Genomic DNA, 20683 nt, shown 5'->3' on the forward strand with positions numbered 1-20683 from the left:
CAGTAGAAATTAAAAATCGATAAATTTTAGAGCGTCACTGTCGAGTTACAGGTCACTTGCGACAAGCCAAAGGCACTTAGAATAGATTGGTCTGAGTACACTTCAGTGGGTAAACAACGCAAGATAATCATCAGCAAGTCAGCCAAAACTATCGGCGTGCAGAAGTTAAAAACCCGCCGCAGTGCAGTATTAGTAAAGATTGTGGCAACTTCAGCGACGTGTTCTAAGGCATCTTCTGGTGATGACTCCGATTCAGCAATCAACATCGGGAAGTATGTACGCGCTAACCACTTTTCATCCTCGTCTAAGTCAGCCAAATTTTTATTACTACCGCTATTAAGACTATCTAATAGCAGGAGTAATAATTTTTTAAAGTGCTGCCAGCCCCCCCATCTCTGGGTAAATCGGCTCACCCATCCTTGGGTAGTGTCTATGATTTTGGCGATCGCGGGTTGAGTAATTTTCTGGTGTGACTGCCAAAGCTGGGTAAACGCTTTGACGATGGCGTGTCCCGTCTGCTGATCTCGGCTACCCGCTTCGGTGCATAGAGAGCAGGCATCGACAACCTCTAACTTGATTCCGGGCAGTTCATCTAAAAGGAAACTAAGGTCATAGTCAGCGCAGAAGTAGAATGTTAGCTCCACATTGGGGCGACGATGAGCGCGTAATCGCCCAATCTCTTGGATGATTTCTGCACGGATCAGGTCTGTGAGATACTTTTGGAAAGCGCTGTTTTTATCTTCCAGGTTGACTGGTTCACCAGTCATCACCTGATATTGTGCTGCTAAAACACCGATGTTTTGGTAGGGAATGCCAAAAGAAGCGATCGCATCACACTCACTAAAGCGATTAACACCACGCCCATCGACAAAGTGACCGTATTCTGTGCGGCCCTCAGCTTGGGTTGCAATCTGTTTCCAATCGATAATCCCAAGTTTGGGGCAGAGTTTTTTCAAGGTTTCTTTAAGGGCATTAACACGAGCGCTAAGTGGAAGAGAGCGATTTTTGGGCAGTTTACCCAGCCCCGTGACGTTGACCACTTTTAAATTACCGTAGTCAGGGCGTTGTTGCTCAATGACTAACACAGGCTCATCGATGCCCAGTTTCAATTTCAATTGCTGGGATTTGAAAGTGGCATCAAGGTAAATATTAAATTTGGCAGAGTGGGCCAATTCAGTATGCTTGGGGTTTCGGCGGTAAATGCTGAGTACACCCCATTGAGACTGAAAACTACCGTCACCCTTCCAAGCTTCCAGAAAGTCAGGCAACCAGTAATTAGGCAAGTCAAGAAACTCCCGGACAGCCGTTCGTGCGCTGTCTTTAACTACCTTTTTGGCAGCATAACGAGCGGCAGAGCTTTTTTTGAGTTGTTTATCTTGGGTAATATCAATTGAGTCCAAGTCTTCTAAGAAAGTTAAATCAGGTTCTGAGGCTTGACCAATCGCTTCGATATCTAAGCCTGTGGGGAAAGCCGGCAGCAGCGCACGGATGCTGGCATCATCAAAGCCGTAGCGGTCAGTGGGTTTAATTTGCTGAGTAAGCAGTTGGTGTAAAACTAAGAGGGCAGGTTGCAGCTGTGACAGAAGATTTGGTTCTAACAGTAGCAGCTTGCCGACAGTAGTTTCAAAATCGCCTTGGTTCACATCAACCGAGCGCACGGGCTTGATAAGTGTGCCAGCTTCTTCCCATAACCGCCCAACAGTGAAAGTTTGTTCAGCAGCGTTAGTTAAGGTAACTGGTGTAGAGTCGGGGTGCGCTCTGAGTTCGGAATAATTTTGAATTGCACTGCGTTTTTGAAAGCGGAAGCCAAAACCGTCCCCGTAAGCAAAACGGCACTGATTCTTAAGGGAACAACCGCCACAGATGGGACTAATACCGCTCTCTTCAAAATCCAGGCTGCTAAAATTCTTGTTACGAAATGCGTTAAATAAGTAAGTTCTGTGACAATTGCCGTCAGTGTCGGCAGTCTCACCCGCTTTAGTCCACAGTTTAAAGTCCTCACCTAGAGGAGTTTTCCGGGTGGGGTCAAGTTTAAAGCCGTTGTGACGCACTGGTAAGTCAACAAAATTCGTCTCAATGGGCAGTGTAGATGGGTTTCTGTGGTTGGCATCCTGGTAAATTAGTTTATCAACGCCGAATAGCCCCGCCGTCAGTTGTCCAGCGTTGTAAGACTTACCCAGTCCAGGGTGAGAATTATCTAAAATTTGCGTCCAGCCCTTAGAAATAGCTTCCACCCAAGCAGCAATATGTTCCTCTGGTTGGCAGGAGATAGAGATATTGCCTGTAACTTCAGTTATGTACGGGATATTGCCGGGCTTGTAAATAATTACATTGGGCGAAGGCGTGTCAATTTCGGGTAAGGGCAATGGTTGTGGTGGGGCTTTAAATCCTTTAAATATTGAAGAAAATGGAGCGATGCCTACGGCGGTAAACAACGCTTGCTTCAATAAATTTTGGAAGCTGCTCAAGTCCTCTCTAACTCGCCCAAGCTCCCACTGTTCACGGCTAATTACTCCTTTGGGCTGGTATGGTTCATATTGCCGTTGCGGGAAGCGAAAGCCATACTGTTTGGCAATGTGAAACAGTGTTCCGATCGTAATTCCCCCACGCCGAAAACTGCGAATCTTGGCGTGGATGTTCCAAGTTGAACCTTTGATACTGGGCGACCACTGTTCGGCTATAATTTCCGCATCTGTTGCCCCATAATGGTTAACCAGCGCCATCAACACCTGACGGCATTCGTCGTAGTTACCGCTTCCTGGGGTACGTGGTGGGATGAATGAAAGCGCGTTTTGGATAAGCTGGTCAATATCCCAGCCTTCAGTGAGGGAAATCTCACGCCACTCTTTACGTCGTGACTCAATTTCTTGGATTCTTAGTTGATACTCAATACGCTCAATTTGCGCGATCGCAATCGCTTCACTTATCCATTCTGCTGGTAAAGTGGCTTCAGGGTTGACTAGCGGGAATTCTGCTTCTGTGCTGCCGTAGAAAACACGACTTGCATCTTTACAAGCTGGGTCATGGGGTAACTGCTGCATCAGGAAGCGTGTACAAGCTTCTACAGTGTCAGCGCCTTGGACATATTCGGGGAGAAGGAAAACCAACCGAAATTTATGCCATTCTGGTTTATGACTAGCAGTTGTGTAAATTAAAGCACAGTGTTTTTTAATGAAGGGATGGGCTAGGGCTTCTGAGATCGTTAATTGGTGATCGTAAACTTTGATGTAATTCCCGTTTTCGTCTTTAATCGGCTTGTCATAAGCATCACGGGCGACATCGGAATTATCAATGTCGAGTAGTAGCCACTGAGAACCGATGACATTGGCCTTACTGCGCCATTTTCCCCCTAGCAGTCCGGCACAGATGGCGTGACCTGCTTTTATGTGTTGCTGGACATCGGCTAGAGTGCCTTCTACATCAATGAAGTTACCGGCCAGCTTCTTAAAGTCCCAGTCTTTGTTTGTGCCAGTAGCGTTAAACGCAAACTTGATTATGCGACTCTCAATCAACTCAAGTTTTGTCAAAGCAGCAGAATTTGCCCCTTGAGCATCTGCTGATTGCGGCGATACTGAGTTATGAGATTGTTGTAATGGTGACATGAGAGCTATTCCTCCTGAAGTGTGTTGGAGGAATTGGAGCTATCCCGAAAGTAATCTTCTAATACAAACGTTCAGAAATCGAATTTGATAAAATTCCTGAGTTGCCGTTTTTTGTGTAGCCAGTGTTACAATTGCTTAACACTCAAAAAGGTTTGATAAGATTACTATTAGGGATATTAATTAGGCGGCGAAACCTATACCCCAATTCCAATTGAAAGCCCGTTTGTCTCATCGAGACTTAGGGTTTTCAGCTTTTAGCCTATTCGTACTTGGCTAACCAAGCCTTGATGAACTCGGTTACTTCCTCCTCTTGAATTACAAACGTAGTACCTTTTCTCCTGAGAGCCAGAATTTTCATACTGCCCATCTCAGAATAAAGATGTGGGTTGTGGTCAGATGCTGCCTGAGTTGGACTCCATAAGACCAAAACTTTTGCTGTCGGTGTTTTTGTTACCTCTTTCGAGGACATTCCAAACAAATCTCTATTTTTAGTCAGCCATCTCTCGTAATCCGATAGCTCAACTAATGGGCAGGGTTTCCAGGTGGTTAAACCATTTTTATCTTTCTTTTTCACCTGTAGAATTTCCCTTTTTTCGTTGTAGACCACCTGACTATCTCCCCGTGAACGAATGGAGATAAACAGATGTGTCTTTCTCGGAAACCTAATAAACAAGTCGATGGGGTTCTTGTCTTCGGGCTTTAGCACTGGAAAGACTTGTATACCCTGGCTTTTAAACTCATTCAAAAGTAGGGCTGTTAATTTTTCCAGCCGCGCAAGTTTTTGAATTCGTATCAACGGCTTGTAAGCCAATCCAAAAAGAACCCATCCAAATGGATGAATTATGCCTCCTGTAGCCAGCGCAGCAGCACCAGCCGCTAGAGCTTGAGTGGACGCATAGTCTTTCGCCTCCCTAAGCATCTCTAATGCCGGTTCGTTGTGCGGCGGGAGTTGAAAATCGGTTGGTGGGTCTTTCACTGTAGTCATTGGAGACAACAAAATTAATGATGTGAAATTATACGAACTTTACTGATAGTAATGTTTGACACTGGATTTTGAGCAAATAGCCCTACTTTCTGTAAATAGGCCAGAATTTCCCTTAGAGCGTTTTTTTCTGATTGGCTTTCTTTGGTCATGCTGTACCCTTACCTTTTTTGCCCTTGGGTGTGGAGGAAGGTTGCTCATGATTTGCTAGCCAAAGGCTAATTGCTTCATCTAGTGCATCGCTTTGGGTTATTTGCAAAGCAGTGCAAGCAATTTTAAAGTTTAAAGCTTTCTCCTTTGGTATGTACCCGCTAACTTGAGTGAAATTTGGATCGTCTCGTCTTGTTACCACATCACTGTTTTCTATTTGTTCTGAAAACATTTTGACATTACCTCAAGAAAATTAGTAAAACATTACTTCATTACTTCATGAAGTAATGCTATCATAACACTAGCAAGCCAAAAAACGACGCATAACATAGGTGACAGAAGCCGGAAAGCGAAGTGATGGCAAGCCCTTAACTGGATATGTGGATTTAAAGCGATTTAGCCTCTAAATTCTGCAAAGCCAGGAAAATCAAGAATTTACCAATCATCTGAACCATGACAGCTATATATTCCAATGCCAAAAATTGGCTCGTCCAAGCAGACTTGTTAGCCAAATCAGGGCTAACTGACCTTATCGCCGGAAAAGATTCAGGTGCAGGGTATGGCAAAGCAATCATCGGTGATTTTTCTATCATGATGCCAGCCGCATACTCACTTGTTCGCAACCGAAACATCATGCACCACGAAACCATCTCAAAAGATGGGGCATGGCTGCGATATGTAGAAGGAACGCGGCTTGACTTAAAAGATGTTCAATTCTTCTGGGGCAGTGCGGCTCTAGCGCAAAGTGACCACACCTTGCTACACGAGGACAAAGCCAAAAAAGCAGAACTGGCATTAGAAAGCATCCTTGCAGACTTAGCAGTTTTGAATATTCCCGATGAAGTCAAGCTTTCAATTAGTTTGAGCAATCACAACCCAGAACGTTGGGCAAGTGAGATTAAGCGCAGAGTTGAAGGGACTCACACCTTTGAGCATCTGCACCCTGTAACTCGTTCCATTGTCACCAAGACAGTTGAGATTTTAGTCACAGGCATTTACCCCGAAGGTTTTGGGAGCATTGCCCACTGCTTATTCGGTGAAGCATCCCTGGTACTAGACCCCTCAGAATTAGCGATCGCTCTTGATATCGGTTCATCTACTTGGCTTGTAACCGTGTTCAACGGTAGCGGTGCAGTGATTGACCGTCACCTGATTGAAGGTGGAGCAGGTGAACTGCATTCGATGATTGCAGAAGCCCTCGACAAGCGAAACGACCGAGTAAGCCTGCTGTCCAAGGATGTGAAGCACTCGCCCAGTTTGGTGAACCAGGGGATTGTAGAAGGCACTTTTACTTATGGCGGCAACCACCTGACTGGTAAGAAGTTCGAGGCAGAGTACAGCCAATGTCTAGATGAGTGGTGGAGTAACAGGATTGAGAAATTCGCCAACTTTGTGACTGCTGGTAATTATCTAGACCGTGCTAAATACCTTGTCGCCTGGGGTGGGGGTGTTTCCTTGCCAGTAGTGGATCAGAACTTAGCCGGTTTAGGCTTTGTGGTCTTGAATAATCCCCAATTCATCAATGCCTTGGGATTGAAGCTATTAACTCAAATATCGAGGGGAGCCTAATCAATGAATTACGAATCTCGGCGTATAACCATCTCCTACCTAGCAGTAATTGAATTGTGCAAGATTTTTGATTTACCCCAAGACGCGCCAACACAAGCACTTTCAGCAGGTGTAGAGAAGCTGATTTTTCAACACGGCAATGTACAACCATCACCCAAAGTTGAAACACCGCAATCTACACAGCCCAATAAATCGGCACTTAGCGCAATGGTCACTAATTTTAAGGGGGCAGCATGAACAGAACCACATTCAGAAACACGGTTTTAGGCATTGGTGCAACAGCAGCAGCGTTAGCCCTTGGCTACTTCGGAGTGCAGCAGCTTGGCAGAAACAATATGTTCACTATCGCCGCCGCCGTGGGTGGTGCTGGGGCCATCAGCTATGTACTTCAGAAACCGAGTCAGCCAGAAGCGCCAGCCGCACCGATAAAAGCTCAAAGGAAAGGGAAAAAGTCATGAGCGACCAAGACACCCAAAAGACACAACCAAGCCTAACAACAACCGAAATAATGACTATTATCCTGGGTTGCGAACAGACTTTAAGGTTTGTGCAAGCATCCCCAAATTACAAACAAATCGAAGCGTCCGAACGGTTCAGTACATCAAACGACCTAAAAATGGGTGATGCTGTTCAAGCTTTGATGGAGATTCACGAAGCAATCCTAAATATCGAGTTCTACTCCCAAGTTTGAGGAAGCAAATGTTAGAAACGACAACTTTGCAACGTAATCACCTGTACCAATTCCGTGGTCAACAACTGCGCTACAGCCATCGTTCTAATTGTCGAGTCAATGCACCTTTCATATTTAATGACTCCAAAGGTAGGCGCAAGGAATTAAACCAAAACCAAGTACAACGTGAGGTTTTTGAATTAAATGAGTTTTGTGAGAACTGATGATGAAGCGATTGCACCGACTACCAATCATTGCAATCGCCCCACAACGTATGTATCTCTCGCCGCAGAAACGAAAGTACACAAGGATCTTAGCACTATGAAACTAGACTACAAAAATCCCAACGATTGGGGCAAATCGCCTCTGACTGACTCCGCCCTAAGAAAGCAGCAATTCAAAGCGGAAAATCCTGAACAATGGGCAGCAATGATTGAGGCTGATATTGAGGCACTCTCCACACCAATATTCGAGAGTGAAGATTACCCACCTTTCACTGGGACGGAATTTCTAGCAACTCATTCAAGCATCAATGATCATCCATACTCTGCTGCATTTGGTCAATTCTTGGGTAATGGGATTGACCCTGATATTGCAAATACTTTGGCATTTGGCTCTAACCGATTTGATTTAATTTCCGAAGATGTTGACGACCCCGTGAGGCAATTAGCAACGAGAATTTATAACCGATTTGAAGAGATGGGTTACTGGGATGAAGTACCAGAATCTGACGAAGATATCAACTACGACTTAATACCTTATTAGGAGTTTTAGCAATGGACTTTGCAATACGTAATCCGGTAGTTGGTCATAGTTCTCATATTGATGAAAAAGCGCAATCCTGGGGAGGGTTTGAGTCTGATATTCTGGGCTATCTCTCTGATATAAATAAGCTCGAACAGTTTGCTGATTATGCGAATAATGCCCAAGAATTATCTGACCGATTAGAGCCATTCTTGGACAACGCCAAGGTCGTCTTTGAGGCGATGGAGAAACTAACAAAAGGTCAGGTAACTTGGACAGAACTTCGTAAACAATACGGCTCTCATGTTGCGGGTGCAATTGGTAAAATCCGTAAACTTAACGCTGAATTTGACAGCGAGATGAGTAAAATAGATGCCCAAGATAGAGCAGACCTCCTGCGAATTGACCAAAAACGGAAGCACGGTTTAACCGAAATTGCAGCCCAATTACACAATGATTTACAAGCTGAGTTGTGGCGGCACGAAAATAAAATCAGCAGCATAGAAAATAAGCAAACTGTACAAGCTGAACGTCAAGCAATCACAACAGGATTGAGAGAGAAACGACAACAACTTTTAGCCCGTGCGAGGTTTGGCTCAAGGGCATTAGAACCGAATCAAACACCCCCAGAAGTAATACCAACTCAATCCCAAAATCATGCACCATCTTCTAGTGTTTCTGCAACAGGAACAGTTCGCGGTTGGGGTGCAATGTTGGGTAACTTGTGGCAGAAATTAGGCGACAGATAATCAATTAATTAGGTAAGGCTGATGCTAGTAAGGAAACGAAATGAAGATTCCCATAGCGTCAGTCCTTTTTTGTATGAAGGGCTGGCACAAACACCACAATCAACTAAGCAGCATCAACAACCCGAACAGTTACCACCACTGCCAGAAAACAACAGAGGTAGAACATTTAGACGTGCTGGCAATGCTTGTGAGATTGTCGCTGGCAGTTGCTTAAACAGTGCAGTAATTTTTACTTTTCATCTGCTGCAAGTTCACCCAGTTGGAATGTTCCTGGCTGTGGGTACTGCACACTTATACTTTACTGCTACTGCAACAGGTGAAGGGAATAATCGTTTCGTCACTAATCTAATGACTGGTTGCAGTGCATCGTTAGCTTTGTTATGTGCGCTTTCTGACCCGATTAGTGAATGGAATGAAGCGAGAACTTCTACACAAACAGCTAATACTTCAATTGAAAAGGTGTATCAGCCAAAAACTGCTGAATCTTCAAGTTGGATGGATGGTGCAGGAGTGGGCATATTTCTAGCGATATTAATGTTTTTTCTATTTGGTGGTAAAAGAGGTAAATGAACTATCTATCTGAGAAACATAAAACTTTATCAGAGTCACAACAATCGGGTTTAATGTTGTGGTTTGGTCAATTGCCGATGGATAAAAAAGCTGTTGCAATTGGGCTTAGTTTGACTGTGGGAATTAGTTCGGCTGCGATGGCGTGGAAAGGGGAGTCAAGCGACCGCATTTATTTCTGCGTTCGGACTCCCCAGAAAAAATTGGTATGTCAGGATCAGAATAACAGACCATTTCGCATGACCCCCTATTACTGGGAGCAATGGAAGCTAGAAGGGATGCCCACTCAGATTGTGCGTGACCCAGCTATGGGGGTTAATGGCTTAGTCAAAGCTACCAACCCATGTAAGCCGTTTTGGGCGTTTGGCGGATTCCTGGGGTTTGCGCTTGCGGGGTGGATGCTTCGCCATTGCCAAGATGAAGAGAAGCAGAGAGCAGTTTTTGAAGACATCGCCCAAAAACGGGATGCTGCAAAAGCTGAGATGGCTGCACGTTCCGAGCTACTAGAGAGTTACCGAGACGTTGCGATCGCAGAAGTTCAACTGCAAGCTGACCTGGATCTAGTCGCCAACGATCGCACTGTTGATATCCAAAAAGCCGAGATTTACGCCCACACGGAAATTGAAGTGACCCAAATGGAGGCATCCGAGGCTATCTTTGAGGCGCAAACGGCTGGGATGACCGAGCAACAGAAAGCAGATTACATTAAGCAGTTGCGCCTTATGAAAACGCCCTATTTGCAAGGTAGTCAGACATTGCAAGGGACGATTGACCCCAACGATAAGGTAACTGGTTCTGAGTCAGGGGCAATTGCACCACAGGACAATAAAACGGCATGGGTGCAAAACTTAGTCAAACAAACTGCTCTTATCTGGGGCAACCAAGGCGGTGGTAAATCTTGGCTAGCCCGTTATGTAATCCAACTCAAAAAACAAGCCGGCTACCGTGTGATTGTCCTTGACCCCGACTCGAACCGTAGTGAATGGCGAGGAGTTGAAAGTTACCACTCCTGGGATGATATTGAACAGCAGATCCGCGATTACGTTAAGGAACTGGAATCACGGTTAAAAACCTTTAATAATTCATCATTGAGTGAGTCGCAATGGCGGCAAAAACTTTGGGCAGAAGGTAAAGCTTTATCTCTAATTTGTGAGGAGGCAACCACATACGGCGACTTCATCAAGGATGCTGAACTGTTAGACAAATTCGGCAAGCTGGCACTAACCAAAAGCCGTAAACAAGAGATGCCCATTACTGTCGTAGCTCACAACAACACCCAGACGTGTTTATTTGGCATTAAGGGATTACATAATCTTGTTTATAAGATGCTCCAAGTTGAATGTTTGGCTGAAGTAGATTCAGTTACACTACAGCCTTCATCAACGGGTAAAGCAAAGGTAAAACTCGATAGTTCTAACGAATGGCTTGATGTTAATCTGCCAAAAATGACAGCGAAAATATCTGACTTTAGCGACGCTCTCTCAGCAGAATCTAACCCCAATCCCCCTATCGATAAAGCCACTTTAGAGCGCATTTATGAACTGGAATTCAATCTTGGTAACAAAGCAGGTGACACCCAATCTGAACCTAATAAACTATCACCCCAGGCGCAAAAACTATATGAATATCTTACCAGAACTGAACGAATTGAAGCTGATGTAAGAGAGTTCAAAGGTAACTTTAAAGTGAACGGTGAGAGATTTACTGTTGAGCAAATCAAGGGCTGGATGTATGAAATTGTGGGGGCAGGATTGGCGGACTGGATAGGCGAGGGTGTTATCAAGCTTAATCAAATTTGACTGCGATTGGTGTCTGGTGTCTCGCCCTAAAAACCCGCTTTTTTCGCGGACACTGGACACCGGACACCACAGACACCAAAACTCAAAACCCTTGTGTAGCATAGACACCAGCAGACACTACCCCAGACACCGCCCAGACACTAAGTGTCTTCAACGTGTCCGCTAGACACCAATAATAAATAACCGAATAAACAGCCATTTATTATTAGAGGATTATCAACATTATGCTGAAAATAGTAATTGTTGAACCAGAAACATTCACGCTCTTGGGCATCAAAGGTGCTATTTCACAATCCCCAGATATAGAAGTTATAGGTGATGCCACCAGTGGAAAGCTAGGGTTTCAGTTAATTGAACAAGTCAATCCTGATGTTGTGTTAGTTGATTTACTATTGCCCGATATGAGTGGTTTAGAACTGACTCGCTCAATCAAAAGGAATACTAATAGTAAAGTGGTGATTTTTACTAATCAGACTCATTCAGACTTTATTAACTCGGCTTTTCGTCATGGGGCTGATTCTTATATGCTCAAAAGTGCTGATATAGAATTGATTGAACTAGCCATCAAGAGAGCTTACTTTAATGAATGTCTACTTGACCCGAAGCTGGCTAAAAAATTATTAGAAAGCCTTTATCAAAACAGATATATCGACCCTAGCTTTGCTGACAAAAACTTGTTTGAGCCACCTACTGAGCGACAAATACAAGTCCTGCGTTTACTGGCTCAGGGTTTAGTTTTTGAACAGATTGCCAGAGAAATGTTTCTCTCTGTTAGTACAGTCAAAAATTATGCCAGTGATTTGTACAGTAAATGGCACGTCAAGAACCGTTATGAGGCTATCAAAAGAGGGGCGATGCTTGGTTATATTGACTATAACTTGATTGTCTCATAGTCGCTTATACAGTGCTTGAGCCATATCAACCGCTACAATTACTGGGGATGAAAGTGTGGAGCAATACCAACACTATTAGTCGTGGGGTATCGAAGGGAAAGTTCAATTTATTCCACCGAGGATGTTATGCACAACATTGCCAATGCTGAAGAAGTAAAAGTAATTGAGGATGGACAAGCGCCACCTACTGGCACTACCACTCCACCAAGAAAGCCAAAGTGGTATGACACATTTAGCTACATTGCGAATCCGGATCGATTCTGTCGCCAAAATTTGCAAAAGTACGGCCCTATTTTTAACACAGGAGTCTTTGGTCGCACTACCATCTTTGTAGGCTCTGCTAAAGCTATTCAAATGGCATTTAATGGAGATTTGAAATATACAGAGATTGCACTGCCAGCAACCACAATGGATATGTTCGGTGAGTACAGTCTGTTTCAAAGACCCGATTTGCATCGTCAGCGTAAAAATGCACTCGCCCCCGGACTGACTGGCCGTGTACTTGATGGCTATACACCGCTAATCAATGACGTGATTGTGCGTGGGATTAATAGCTGGACTACTCCCAGTACCATAGCCGTATCCCCGGCGGTGGAGAAGATTTGCTTTGATGTACTTACCCCTGTGCTGTTGGGAATCAGTTTAGATGACTCTGCTCCTGAAACTTTCAAGGGACTACCAATTACGTCCAAAGCCGAGTTAAAAGCTTTGTACAAGACATACTTTGATGGTTTTTATGGTTTGTCTCAATGGAAGTCTCCCTTGACAAAATACGGGCGTGGGTTTCTGGCACGTACCAAACTCTTAGAATTTATGCGTGCTGTGGTGCAAAAGCGGCGAGGTGAGGGTAAAGTCATCAAGCCCACGGCTGATTTCCTCTCAATGATGCTAGACAGCCAACAAGAACATCCCGATGGAGTATTTAGTGATCAGTTAATAGAGAATCAGTGTCTACTGCAATTATGGGCATCGGATTATGAGGTATCCGGGCTGATATCTTCGCTCATGTACCAAATTGCCCGCCATCCGCAAGTTATTTCACGACTGCGACTTGAGCAAGCCACTCTTACAGGTGGAAACAGTCAAGTCACTATGTTCTCACCCGAACAGTTAAAGCAAATGGTATATTTAGAGGCAACAATTAAGGAGACACTACGTACTCTACCACCCAGTTCTACAGCCAGTCGTCTGCTCACCAAGTCTGTGGTACTTGATGGCGTACTCTATAATAAAGGCTGTGTAATTATTGCAGAACCACGAATCGCACACATTACACCAGAGTACTTTCCCGAACCAGAAGTATTTGCACCAGAGCGTTTTCTGCCGTCACGTAGCGAAGACAAGATGTATCAATTTATTCCCTTTGGTGGCGGTGTCCATGCTTGCCTGGGAGCGCAGATGGCGATCGCAATTACAAAAGTGTTCGCCTCTCATTTGCTACAAATGTTTAACTGGGAAGCAACAGGCGAGGCGAAGTTTGTCCAGTTTCCTCTGAAAAAGCTCAGGGATGATTACCAAATGAAGTTTACACGCCGAGTTTGACTTTCTCTTTTGGCTGATAGCGTACATAAAAGCCCCCGACGGTCATCTTGGGGGTTTTTTTATTGACACTTACTTGTGCAACCCCCTACCAGATCGCCACTAACAGGTTGATATCACTCTCTTGCAACGATTGATCAACCCGGAGTATAGAAGCGAGTATAGACAGTTGAGACAGCCGCAACATGAGCAAAACATACTGGTGCGGATCATACCTGCAAGTGGTAATCGCGTTGCAAACATAAGCTAATTTTATCAGCCAACGTGAGAATGCGGGTTGTAGCGGTCGTGCTTGAGGGCTGATTGATAAGTCTGTGTTAATCGGGTGTCATCGCTGACGAGATCATAGGCTTTTCGGTCGCTTACATTGTGTTATTGCCGAAAGACCATGTAGGCTAGAACCTATGAAAATAAACCGATTCGGCAGGGCAGAAATTCTCACACCCGATCAAATTAATGTCCTATTTACTGAGGGGTTTGTCAACCCGCGCGATCGCGCTCTATTTGGCGTGTGCCTTTATGCAGCCTGCCGGATCAATGAAGCCTGCACTTTGGCAGTAAAAGATGTGTTTGGCAGCAACGGTGTCAGAGGCGTGTTAGTGCTGCGTAGTGTCAACACCAAAGGCAAGCGGGATACCAGGGAAATTCAAGTGCATCCTAAGCTCAAGGAATATTTAGAAGAGTACAATCCCAACCGCCGCAAGGAGTTCTTGTTTCCCGGCAGGCATGGACTCTTACACATCCACAAGGTCAGTGCTGACAAAATCCTTAGAGATACCTGTGTGCGTCTGGGTATTGAGGGCGTTAGTACTCACAGTTTCAGGAGGACTGCGTTAACCAGGATGAGCGATGCCGGGATACCGTTGCGCCACATACAGGAGATATCGGGGCATCGGACTCTGGCGGCTTTGGAGCGTTATTTGGGGGTAACTGAGAAGCAGAAGCAAAACGCTATCTCTGCTTTGGATTTTTGAACTATGTAGGGAAAAAGAGTTTCGACCGAGGGTAAGCAGCACCATGTATATCCCTACTTTGTAAGTTCGAGATGTTTTAATACACTTAGTACCTGTTGTCATGGGAGCATCTCGTTCAATGTTCTTTAAACTAAGTCCTATATGAATCATGAAGAAGACAATTCCCCTTGGGGGCAAAAGGGAGCTACTCTGAGCGATAAAACAGCCCAAAAAGAATTTAACCTTGAGCTAGCAGAAATTCTTGAGGCTATCAAATCAGGAAAATTGCAATATCGGCACAATACTTTATATGGAAATCCCTGCTTCAAACTCTTAAGGAATGAGGTAGAAGATTTTGTCATTGAAAAATATGGGTTGGATTATCTAAAAACTCAAAAGTGCAAAGCTGAATTATCAAAAATCAATACAGAAATCCGAAGTTTGAACCGAAAAATCTCGGAATTATAAAAAAGAAAAGAAGAACTTTTAGCAACCATTAATTCTTGACTGTGGTTGATTTAACTGAGGTTTTGCTTTCTTAAGTTTACAAAAATTTACAACGAATCGCACTTGCAGATATCCCGGCTGAACCCCACTTTGGGGCATACAAGTTTGGATACCACGAGTAAATATCTGCACGTTAGCCCTGATAGGAGTTCTGGGGAGGTTTTAGTTAAGCGATGGTCTGAGCCATTTTAAATTTTGATTGATTTGTTGGCAGTTGGAGATTTTCTTAACCTAACAAAATCAAAATTTGCTAGGTTAAGAAACAATAGAGACAATAAGTAGGCTGAAGCAAAAACTTAATTTCGGGTAACAAGAGTATTAGTCCAACCTACACACTAAACTAAATTAGTCTTATGGACATTTACCTCTACTCACAGTAAAGTTTTGAACACCACACACTTTGAATCCTGCATCTACTTCTGTATATGCTTTCACACTTTCCCTAACACCAGATCCGCATTGAACACACCACCAAATTTTTTTAATGGGAAAACGTATTTCTTGTGTGTTATCTCCAGGTTTATTAACATTACTCTGAAGTTTTTTAGCAAATGAACTGTTGATTATGCTATCTACAGTTTTTTGACTTTTATCGTGTGAAATAGCTGGACAGTTACTTCTCGCTCTACCTATTGATGTTTGCACTTCAGCATGAGATGGGAACTGTGTGGATAAAATACCAATTGTCACCACGCTGAATACAGAAATCATTTTTATGAACATAGACAACTCCTTAAAATAAGAGTAATTGCTCTTTATTTATCGACAGCCTAAATTTATAGATTTAGGAGTCTATAGCATTGATTGCTATGTTTTTTATCCTAATAGTATTGATTAGTCATGTCAGTCCCATATAAAGTAGAATTGATTATAGAAATTTAAGTTCATCAGGCTTCTACTATATGGATATAAGTGGAAATAAATATAACTATTTAAAATATTTTAATTCTGTAGTAAGTTATTTAAGGATTAAACTCATTTTCCATATCTATTCAAAATATAGATATGGAAAATGAGTTTTTATAAAAAATTTTGCTCAAATATAAAATATAATTTCTATAAAAAGATTAATTTACGTATAATAAATGGCATCTATGAAACTAAAAAATTGGCAAACTTTTTTAGAATATATTGCAGATAGTTACGAACTTGATGGAAAGCCGAGAGAGGTTTTCTTGACTCGATTTTCTTCTGAAAATTGGCGTAAGAATGATAAAGAAATATGTGAGCTTATAGAGACAAGCCTTGAAGTTTACAAAAAGCACATGACCAAGGTTTATGAGAAGCTTGGTGGAATTAGCGGTTGTCCTGAACTTGATCCTCGTAACCAAGGGCCAGGCAAGTTTGGAAAACTGCTAGAGTGGCTGCGCCATACCAAACATCCTGAATGGCTTATCAACTCACGAGCTACAGTCACCACTGATACTAACCCATTTAACTATGAAGCTCCAGTCCCTTTAAACTCTTGTTTTTATGTTGAGCGTCCACCAGTTGAATCGGACTGTTACCAAGCAATTAGGCAACCAGGAGCATTAATCCGTATAAAAGCCGCCAGACAAATGGGTAAAACTTCACTACTGGATAGGATTCTTGCCTATGCAGGTAAGCAAGGCTATCGCCGAGTTCGATTAAACTTGCTGCAAGTAGAAGAGGCAAAGTTTAGTGATTTGGACAAGTTTTTACGCTGGTTCTGTACTTACATCAGTGATAAGTTGCAGTCCTCACACCAATTAAATGATTACTGGAATGAAGATAGAGGCAGCATGACCAGTTGCACTAGATATTTTGAAGTGCTACTGAGACAAGAAGACAATCCTTTAGTTTTAGGGTTAGATGGGATAGACCGTGTTTTCCAGCACCCTGAAGTTACTCAAGACTTTTTTTACTTACTACGAAGTTGGCATGAAGAAGCCAATAACCTTGAAATTTGGGAGCAACTAAGATTAGTGGTAGTTCACTGTACCGAAGACTATGGGCGACTAGACATTAATCAATCACCCTTCAATGTTGGGCTACCAGTGGAATTGGAGGAATTTACTCAAGCACAAGTAGAAGAGTTGGTGCAGAAGCATCGATTAGATTGGTATGGGAATCAAGCCCAGCAATTAATGGCAATGGTTGGAGGACACCCTTGTTTAGTACAGTCGGCACTATTTTATCTTGCTGCTCACCCAGAGGTAACAGTAGAGAAATTTTTACAAAGTGCTTCTACAGATGCTGGAATATATGGACGACATCTGCGTCCACTCTTAGTGACTCTTAGAGACCAGCCAGACTTAGCAGCAGCATTTAAACAGGTAATTACAACGAACGAACCAGTTCAGTTAGGTGTAATCCAGGGGTACAAGCTGCACAGTATGGGATTGATTAAATGGCAGGACAATCAAGTAATTCCCAGGTGTGAGTTATATAAACTGTATTTTCGAGAGCGGCTAGAAACTTGAGTTTAGGTAATTAAGCTAAAAAAATGGCAGCACACAACTATTATCAAGTCGGCGGTAGTTTAAAGTATGGGCATCCTACTTATGTGGAGCGGCAAGCAGATCAAGATATTTATGAGGGATTAAAAAATAGAGAGTTTTGCTATGTGCTGAACTCACGCCAAATGGGCAAATCTAGCTTGCGGGTACAAGCAATGAAAACGTTAAGTAGAGAAGGAATAAAATGTGCATCTGTTGATATAGGAAAACTTGGCAATTCTACCACTCCAGAGAAGTGGTATGGAGGATTTATATCTGAATTATGGAGAGGTTTTGGTCTTCTAACGGAGGTTAATGAGTATGACTGGTGGCACAGACATGAACATTTATCACCTATATTGCGAATAAGTCGTTTTATCGAAGATATATTATTAATCAGATTTTCAGAAAATATTGTAATTTTTATTGATGAAATTGATAGTATTCTCAAAGTTAGCTTCAAAGATGACTTTTTTGCCTTTATTCGTACTTGTTACAATCAGCGAGTTGATAGACCAGAATATGAGCGACTTACTTTTTGTTTATTAGGAGTAGCTACCCCATCTAGCTTAATTCAGGAGAAAACACGTACTCCATTTAATGTCGGTCGGGCTATTGAACTTACTGGATTTACATTAAGTGAAGCTAAATTATCTCTAATTAAGGGTTTAGAAGAGACAGTAGAAAACCCTGAAGGTGTGTTAGAAGAGGTTTTGAAGTGGACAGGCGGACAACCTTTTCTCACTCAAAAGTTATGCCAACTGATTGCAAAAAAGGCAGATAGTAAAGTCCCTAATATTCAACAATTGGTTCAAAAGTACATTATCAGTAACTGGGAAACTCAGGATGAGCCAGAGCATTTAAGGACAATTCGAGACCGACTCTTAAACAATGAACAGCGTGCTGCCCGGTTGTTAGGTCTTTACCAGCAAATCTTACAAAAGAGTGAAGTTCTAGCTGATGGAAGTTCTCAGCAAATGGAGTTACGGCTATCAGGGTTAGTTGTCAAGCAGCAAAGCTCTTTGAAAATTTATAATCGCATTTACGCAGATGTATTTGACCAAAAGTGGGTGCATAAGGCATTAGCAGATTTGCGGCCTTATTCCGAGATGTTTACGGCATGGTTAGCTTCTCATTGCCAGGATGAATCACGGCTGTTGAGGGGTCAGGCGTTACGGGAAGCACAGGCGTGGGCTGCGGATAAAAGCTTGAGCAATTTAGATTATCAATTCTTAACAGCAAGTCTTGAGTTAGAAAAGCGAGAAGCTCAAACTGCCTTAAAGGCAGAGAAAGAGGCGAGTTGGATATTAAGTGAAGCTAATCAGAAATTGATTGAAGCGCAACATGAAGCTAATCAGAAATTGATTGGAGCGCAACGTAAAGCAAAGCGAATAATTCAGTCTGCAATTGCTGTACTGGTTATTATTTTGCTTGTGACAGCAACAGTAGTGAGATTGGCAGACAACAGCGTCAAGAAAGCTGAGGAGCAAAGAAAATCAGCAGAAATAGGTGCGCTAAATGCAGCATCTAAATTATTTTGGCGTTCAAATAATCAGCTTGAAGCATTGACGGCAAGTTTAAAGGCAAGTCAATTACTCGAAATTGAAGTACCACCTGAGATCAAAAATCAGACTGTAGAACAGCTAAAGCAGATACTCTACGAAGTACAAGAGCGCAATCGATTAGAAGGACATACGGGTGATGTTTTAAATATCAGTTTCAGCCATGATGGAAAGAAAATTGCCACTGCTAGTAGAGACGGTACTGCTAAACTTTGGACTACAGACGGTCAGCTACTTAAAACTTTCAGCGGCCATAAAAATTGGGTGTACGGTGTAAGCTTCAGTCCTAATGGCAAGACAATTGCTACTGCTAGTAGAGACGGTACTGCTAAACTTTGGACTACAGACGGTCAGCTACTGAAAACTTTCATCGGTCATTCTTTAGCTGTACACGGTGTAAGCTTCAGCCCTGATGGTAAGACAATTGCCACTGCTAGTAGAGACGGTACTGCTAAACTTTGGACTACAGATGGTCAGTTACTCAAAACCTTCATCGGCCATAAAAATTGGGTGTACGGTGTAAGCTTCAGTCCTAATGGCAAGACAATTGCTACTGCTAGTAGAGACGGTACAGCTAAACTCTGGACTACAAACGGTCAATTACTTCAAACTTTCAAGGGTGATAAAAAAAAGGTGTTGAGCATAAGTTTTAGCCCTAATAGCGAAATGATTGCTACTGCTGGTATAAATGGAACTGTTAAACTTTGGACTACAGACGGTCAGCTACTCGAAACTTTCAGTGGACATAATGATTTGATCTGGAACGTAAATTTTAGCCCTGATGGCAAGACAATTGCTACTGCTAGTGCTGACGGTACTGCTAAACTTTGGACTACAGACGGTCAATTGCTTCAAACTTTCAATGGTCATTCTTTAGCTGTACACGATGTAAGTTTCAGTCCTGATGGTAAGACAATTGCTACTGCTAGTGCTGACGGTACTGCTAAACTCTGGAGTACAGATATCGACAGATTCACCTTTCTAAAAGGACATAAAGGTTGGGTGTTTCATGCAAATTTTAGTCCCAATGGAAATATGATTGCTACTGCTAGTAGAGACGGTACAGCCAAACTTTGGAGTATAAACGGTAAGTTACTACATACTCTAGAAGGGCATAAGGATCGTGTTTATAAAGTAAGGTTTAGTCGTGATGGCAAGACAATTGCTACTGCTAGTTGGGATGGTACTGTCAAACTTTGGAATTTTGAAGGTCAGTTACTTCAAACTCTCTCAGGAGACAAGAATGGAGTCAATAGTGTAGATTTGAGTTTTGATGGTAGTATAATTGCCATCGCTAATAAAAACAATACTGTAAAAGTTTGGAACTTAAAGAGCAAAAATTTTCTAATCTTAAAAGGACACATTGATGAAGTTTGGGATGTGAGCTTTAGCCCAAACAATAAAACAATTATCACTGCTAGTGCTGACGGTACTGCCAAACTTTGGACTACAGATAATCAACTCCTCCGCACTTTCAAAAGTCATTTCTTTTCTATATATAGCGTCAGCTTCAGTCCTGATGGAAAGACATTTGCTACTGCTAGTAGAGACGGTACAGCCAAACTTTGGACTACAGATGGTCAACTCCTCCACACTTTCAAAGGTCATATACAAGAAGTTTTTAGTGTAAGTTTTAGTCCTGATGGTAAAAGTATTGTTACCGCCAGTTTTGACAATACCGTTAAACTCTGGAGTACAGATGGTCAACTCCTCCAAACTTTTGATGGCCATTCAAGAGGGGTTATAAGTGCTAGTTTCAGCCTCGATGGGAAGACAATTGCTATTTGTAATAAAGATTCTACCGTAACTATTAAGAAGTTATTAGATGATAATCTGTCTCAACTAAAAGTGGTATCATGCCAATGGTTAAAAAATTACTTAAAAAACAATCAGTACGTAGAAGCAAGCGATCGCAGTCTTTGTAACTAAGAAAAAATT

Annotated in this window: 19 protein-coding genes; 15 read left to right on the forward strand and 4 right to left on the reverse strand. The window is 42.7% G+C overall.

Annotated elements, in window-relative coordinates; genetic code table 11:
* Positions 1 to 26 precede the first annotated feature (26 nt).
* From H6G96_RS34820 to H6G96_RS34830, 3 genes are all read right to left on the reverse strand, one after another.
* Positions 27 to 3602, reverse strand: coding sequence for a PriCT-2 domain-containing protein (locus tag H6G96_RS34820; protein ID WP_190918273.1), 3576 nt, complete (start codon positions 3600 to 3602; stop codon positions 27 to 29).
* A gap of 259 nt (positions 3603 to 3861) precedes the next feature.
* Positions 3862 to 4587: a hypothetical protein gene (locus tag H6G96_RS34825; RefSeq protein WP_190918275.1), complete on the reverse strand. Its 726-nt coding sequence runs from the start codon at positions 4585 to 4587 to the stop codon at positions 3862 to 3864.
* A 145-nt stretch (positions 4588 to 4732) separates the two neighbouring features.
* The gene (locus H6G96_RS34830; protein ID WP_185585979.1) at positions 4733 to 4966 is read right to left on the reverse strand and encodes a hypothetical protein; all 234 of its coding nucleotides are present in this window, start codon (positions 4964 to 4966) and stop codon (positions 4733 to 4735) included.
* A 221-nt stretch (positions 4967 to 5187) separates the two neighbouring features.
* Between H6G96_RS34830 and H6G96_RS34835 the strand changes: the two genes are divergently transcribed.
* The 13 genes from H6G96_RS34835 (at position 5188) to H6G96_RS34895 (ending at position 14685) form a co-directional block, all read left to right on the forward strand.
* Positions 5188 to 6303: a ParM/StbA family protein gene (locus H6G96_RS34835; RefSeq protein WP_190918277.1), complete on the forward strand. Its 1116-nt coding sequence runs from the start codon at positions 5188 to 5190 to the stop codon at positions 6301 to 6303.
* A gap of 3 nt (positions 6304 to 6306) precedes the next feature.
* Positions 6307 to 6540, forward strand: a complete 234-nt coding sequence (locus H6G96_RS34840; protein ID WP_069073853.1) for a hypothetical protein — start codon at positions 6307 to 6309, stop codon at positions 6538 to 6540.
* Entirely contained in the window at positions 6537 to 6761 is a 225-nt protein-coding gene (locus tag H6G96_RS34845; RefSeq protein WP_190918279.1) for a hypothetical protein, read from the forward strand. The genes H6G96_RS34840 and H6G96_RS34845 overlap by 4 nt, the downstream gene beginning before the upstream one ends.
* Positions 6758 to 6994: a hypothetical protein gene (locus tag H6G96_RS34850; RefSeq protein ID WP_179076067.1), complete on the forward strand. Its 237-nt coding sequence runs from the start codon at positions 6758 to 6760 to the stop codon at positions 6992 to 6994. Before H6G96_RS34845 ends, H6G96_RS34850 begins: the two co-directional genes overlap by 4 nt.
* A gap of 8 nt (positions 6995 to 7002) precedes the next feature.
* Positions 7003 to 7197 (forward strand): hypothetical protein, encoded by a 195-nt coding sequence (locus H6G96_RS34855; RefSeq protein WP_190918281.1) that lies wholly within the window; start codon positions 7003 to 7005, stop codon positions 7195 to 7197.
* Between the two features lie 97 nt (positions 7198 to 7294).
* On the forward strand, positions 7295 to 7738 hold the full coding sequence (locus H6G96_RS34860; protein WP_190918283.1) for a hypothetical protein: 444 nt from the start codon (positions 7295 to 7297) through the stop codon (positions 7736 to 7738).
* Positions 7739 to 7749: 11 nt separating this feature from the next.
* Complete coding sequence (locus tag H6G96_RS34865; RefSeq protein ID WP_190918285.1) at positions 7750 to 8466, forward strand: hypothetical protein; 717 nt, start codon at positions 7750 to 7752, stop codon at positions 8464 to 8466.
* 21 nt (positions 8467 to 8487) lie between these two features.
* The gene (locus H6G96_RS34870; protein ID WP_190918287.1) at positions 8488 to 9036 is read left to right on the forward strand and encodes a hypothetical protein; all 549 of its coding nucleotides are present in this window, start codon (positions 8488 to 8490) and stop codon (positions 9034 to 9036) included.
* The gene (locus H6G96_RS34875) at positions 9033 to 10832 is read left to right on the forward strand and encodes an ATP-binding protein (protein ID WP_190918289.1); all 1800 of its coding nucleotides are present in this window, start codon (positions 9033 to 9035) and stop codon (positions 10830 to 10832) included. Before H6G96_RS34870 ends, H6G96_RS34875 begins: the two co-directional genes overlap by 4 nt.
* 224 nt (positions 10833 to 11056) lie before the next feature.
* On the forward strand, positions 11057 to 11725 hold the full coding sequence (locus H6G96_RS34880) for a response regulator transcription factor (protein ID WP_190918291.1): 669 nt from the start codon (positions 11057 to 11059) through the stop codon (positions 11723 to 11725).
* 126 nt (positions 11726 to 11851) lie between these two features.
* Complete coding sequence (locus tag H6G96_RS34885; protein WP_190918300.1) at positions 11852 to 13267, forward strand: cytochrome P450; 1416 nt, start codon at positions 11852 to 11854, stop codon at positions 13265 to 13267.
* Positions 13268 to 13668: 401 nt separating this feature from the next.
* Complete coding sequence (locus tag H6G96_RS34890) at positions 13669 to 14238, forward strand: site-specific integrase (RefSeq protein ID WP_190918302.1); 570 nt, start codon at positions 13669 to 13671, stop codon at positions 14236 to 14238.
* 141 nt (positions 14239 to 14379) lie between these two features.
* On the forward strand, positions 14380 to 14685 hold the full coding sequence (locus H6G96_RS34895) for a hypothetical protein (RefSeq protein ID WP_190918304.1): 306 nt from the start codon (positions 14380 to 14382) through the stop codon (positions 14683 to 14685).
* A 390-nt stretch (positions 14686 to 15075) separates the two neighbouring features.
* On the opposite strand, the gene H6G96_RS34900 is transcribed toward H6G96_RS34895, so the two are convergent.
* Positions 15076 to 15447: a hypothetical protein gene (locus H6G96_RS34900; protein ID WP_190918306.1), complete on the reverse strand. Its 372-nt coding sequence runs from the start codon at positions 15445 to 15447 to the stop codon at positions 15076 to 15078.
* A 371-nt stretch (positions 15448 to 15818) separates the two neighbouring features.
* Here H6G96_RS34900 and H6G96_RS34905 point away from each other — a divergent pair, with 371 nt between their 5' ends.
* Positions 15819 to 17168, forward strand: a complete 1350-nt coding sequence (locus tag H6G96_RS34905; RefSeq protein ID WP_190918308.1) for an AAA-like domain-containing protein — start codon at positions 15819 to 15821, stop codon at positions 17166 to 17168.
* A gap of 23 nt (positions 17169 to 17191) precedes the next feature.
* Complete coding sequence (locus tag H6G96_RS34910; RefSeq protein WP_190918310.1) at positions 17192 to 20674, forward strand: AAA-like domain-containing protein; 3483 nt, start codon at positions 17192 to 17194, stop codon at positions 20672 to 20674.
* Positions 20675 to 20683: the final 9 nt, after the last annotated feature.

It is taken from the genome of Nostoc sp. FACHB-892 (assembly GCF_014698795.1).
Classification (GTDB): domain Bacteria; phylum Cyanobacteriota; class Cyanobacteriia; order Cyanobacteriales; family Nostocaceae; genus Nostoc.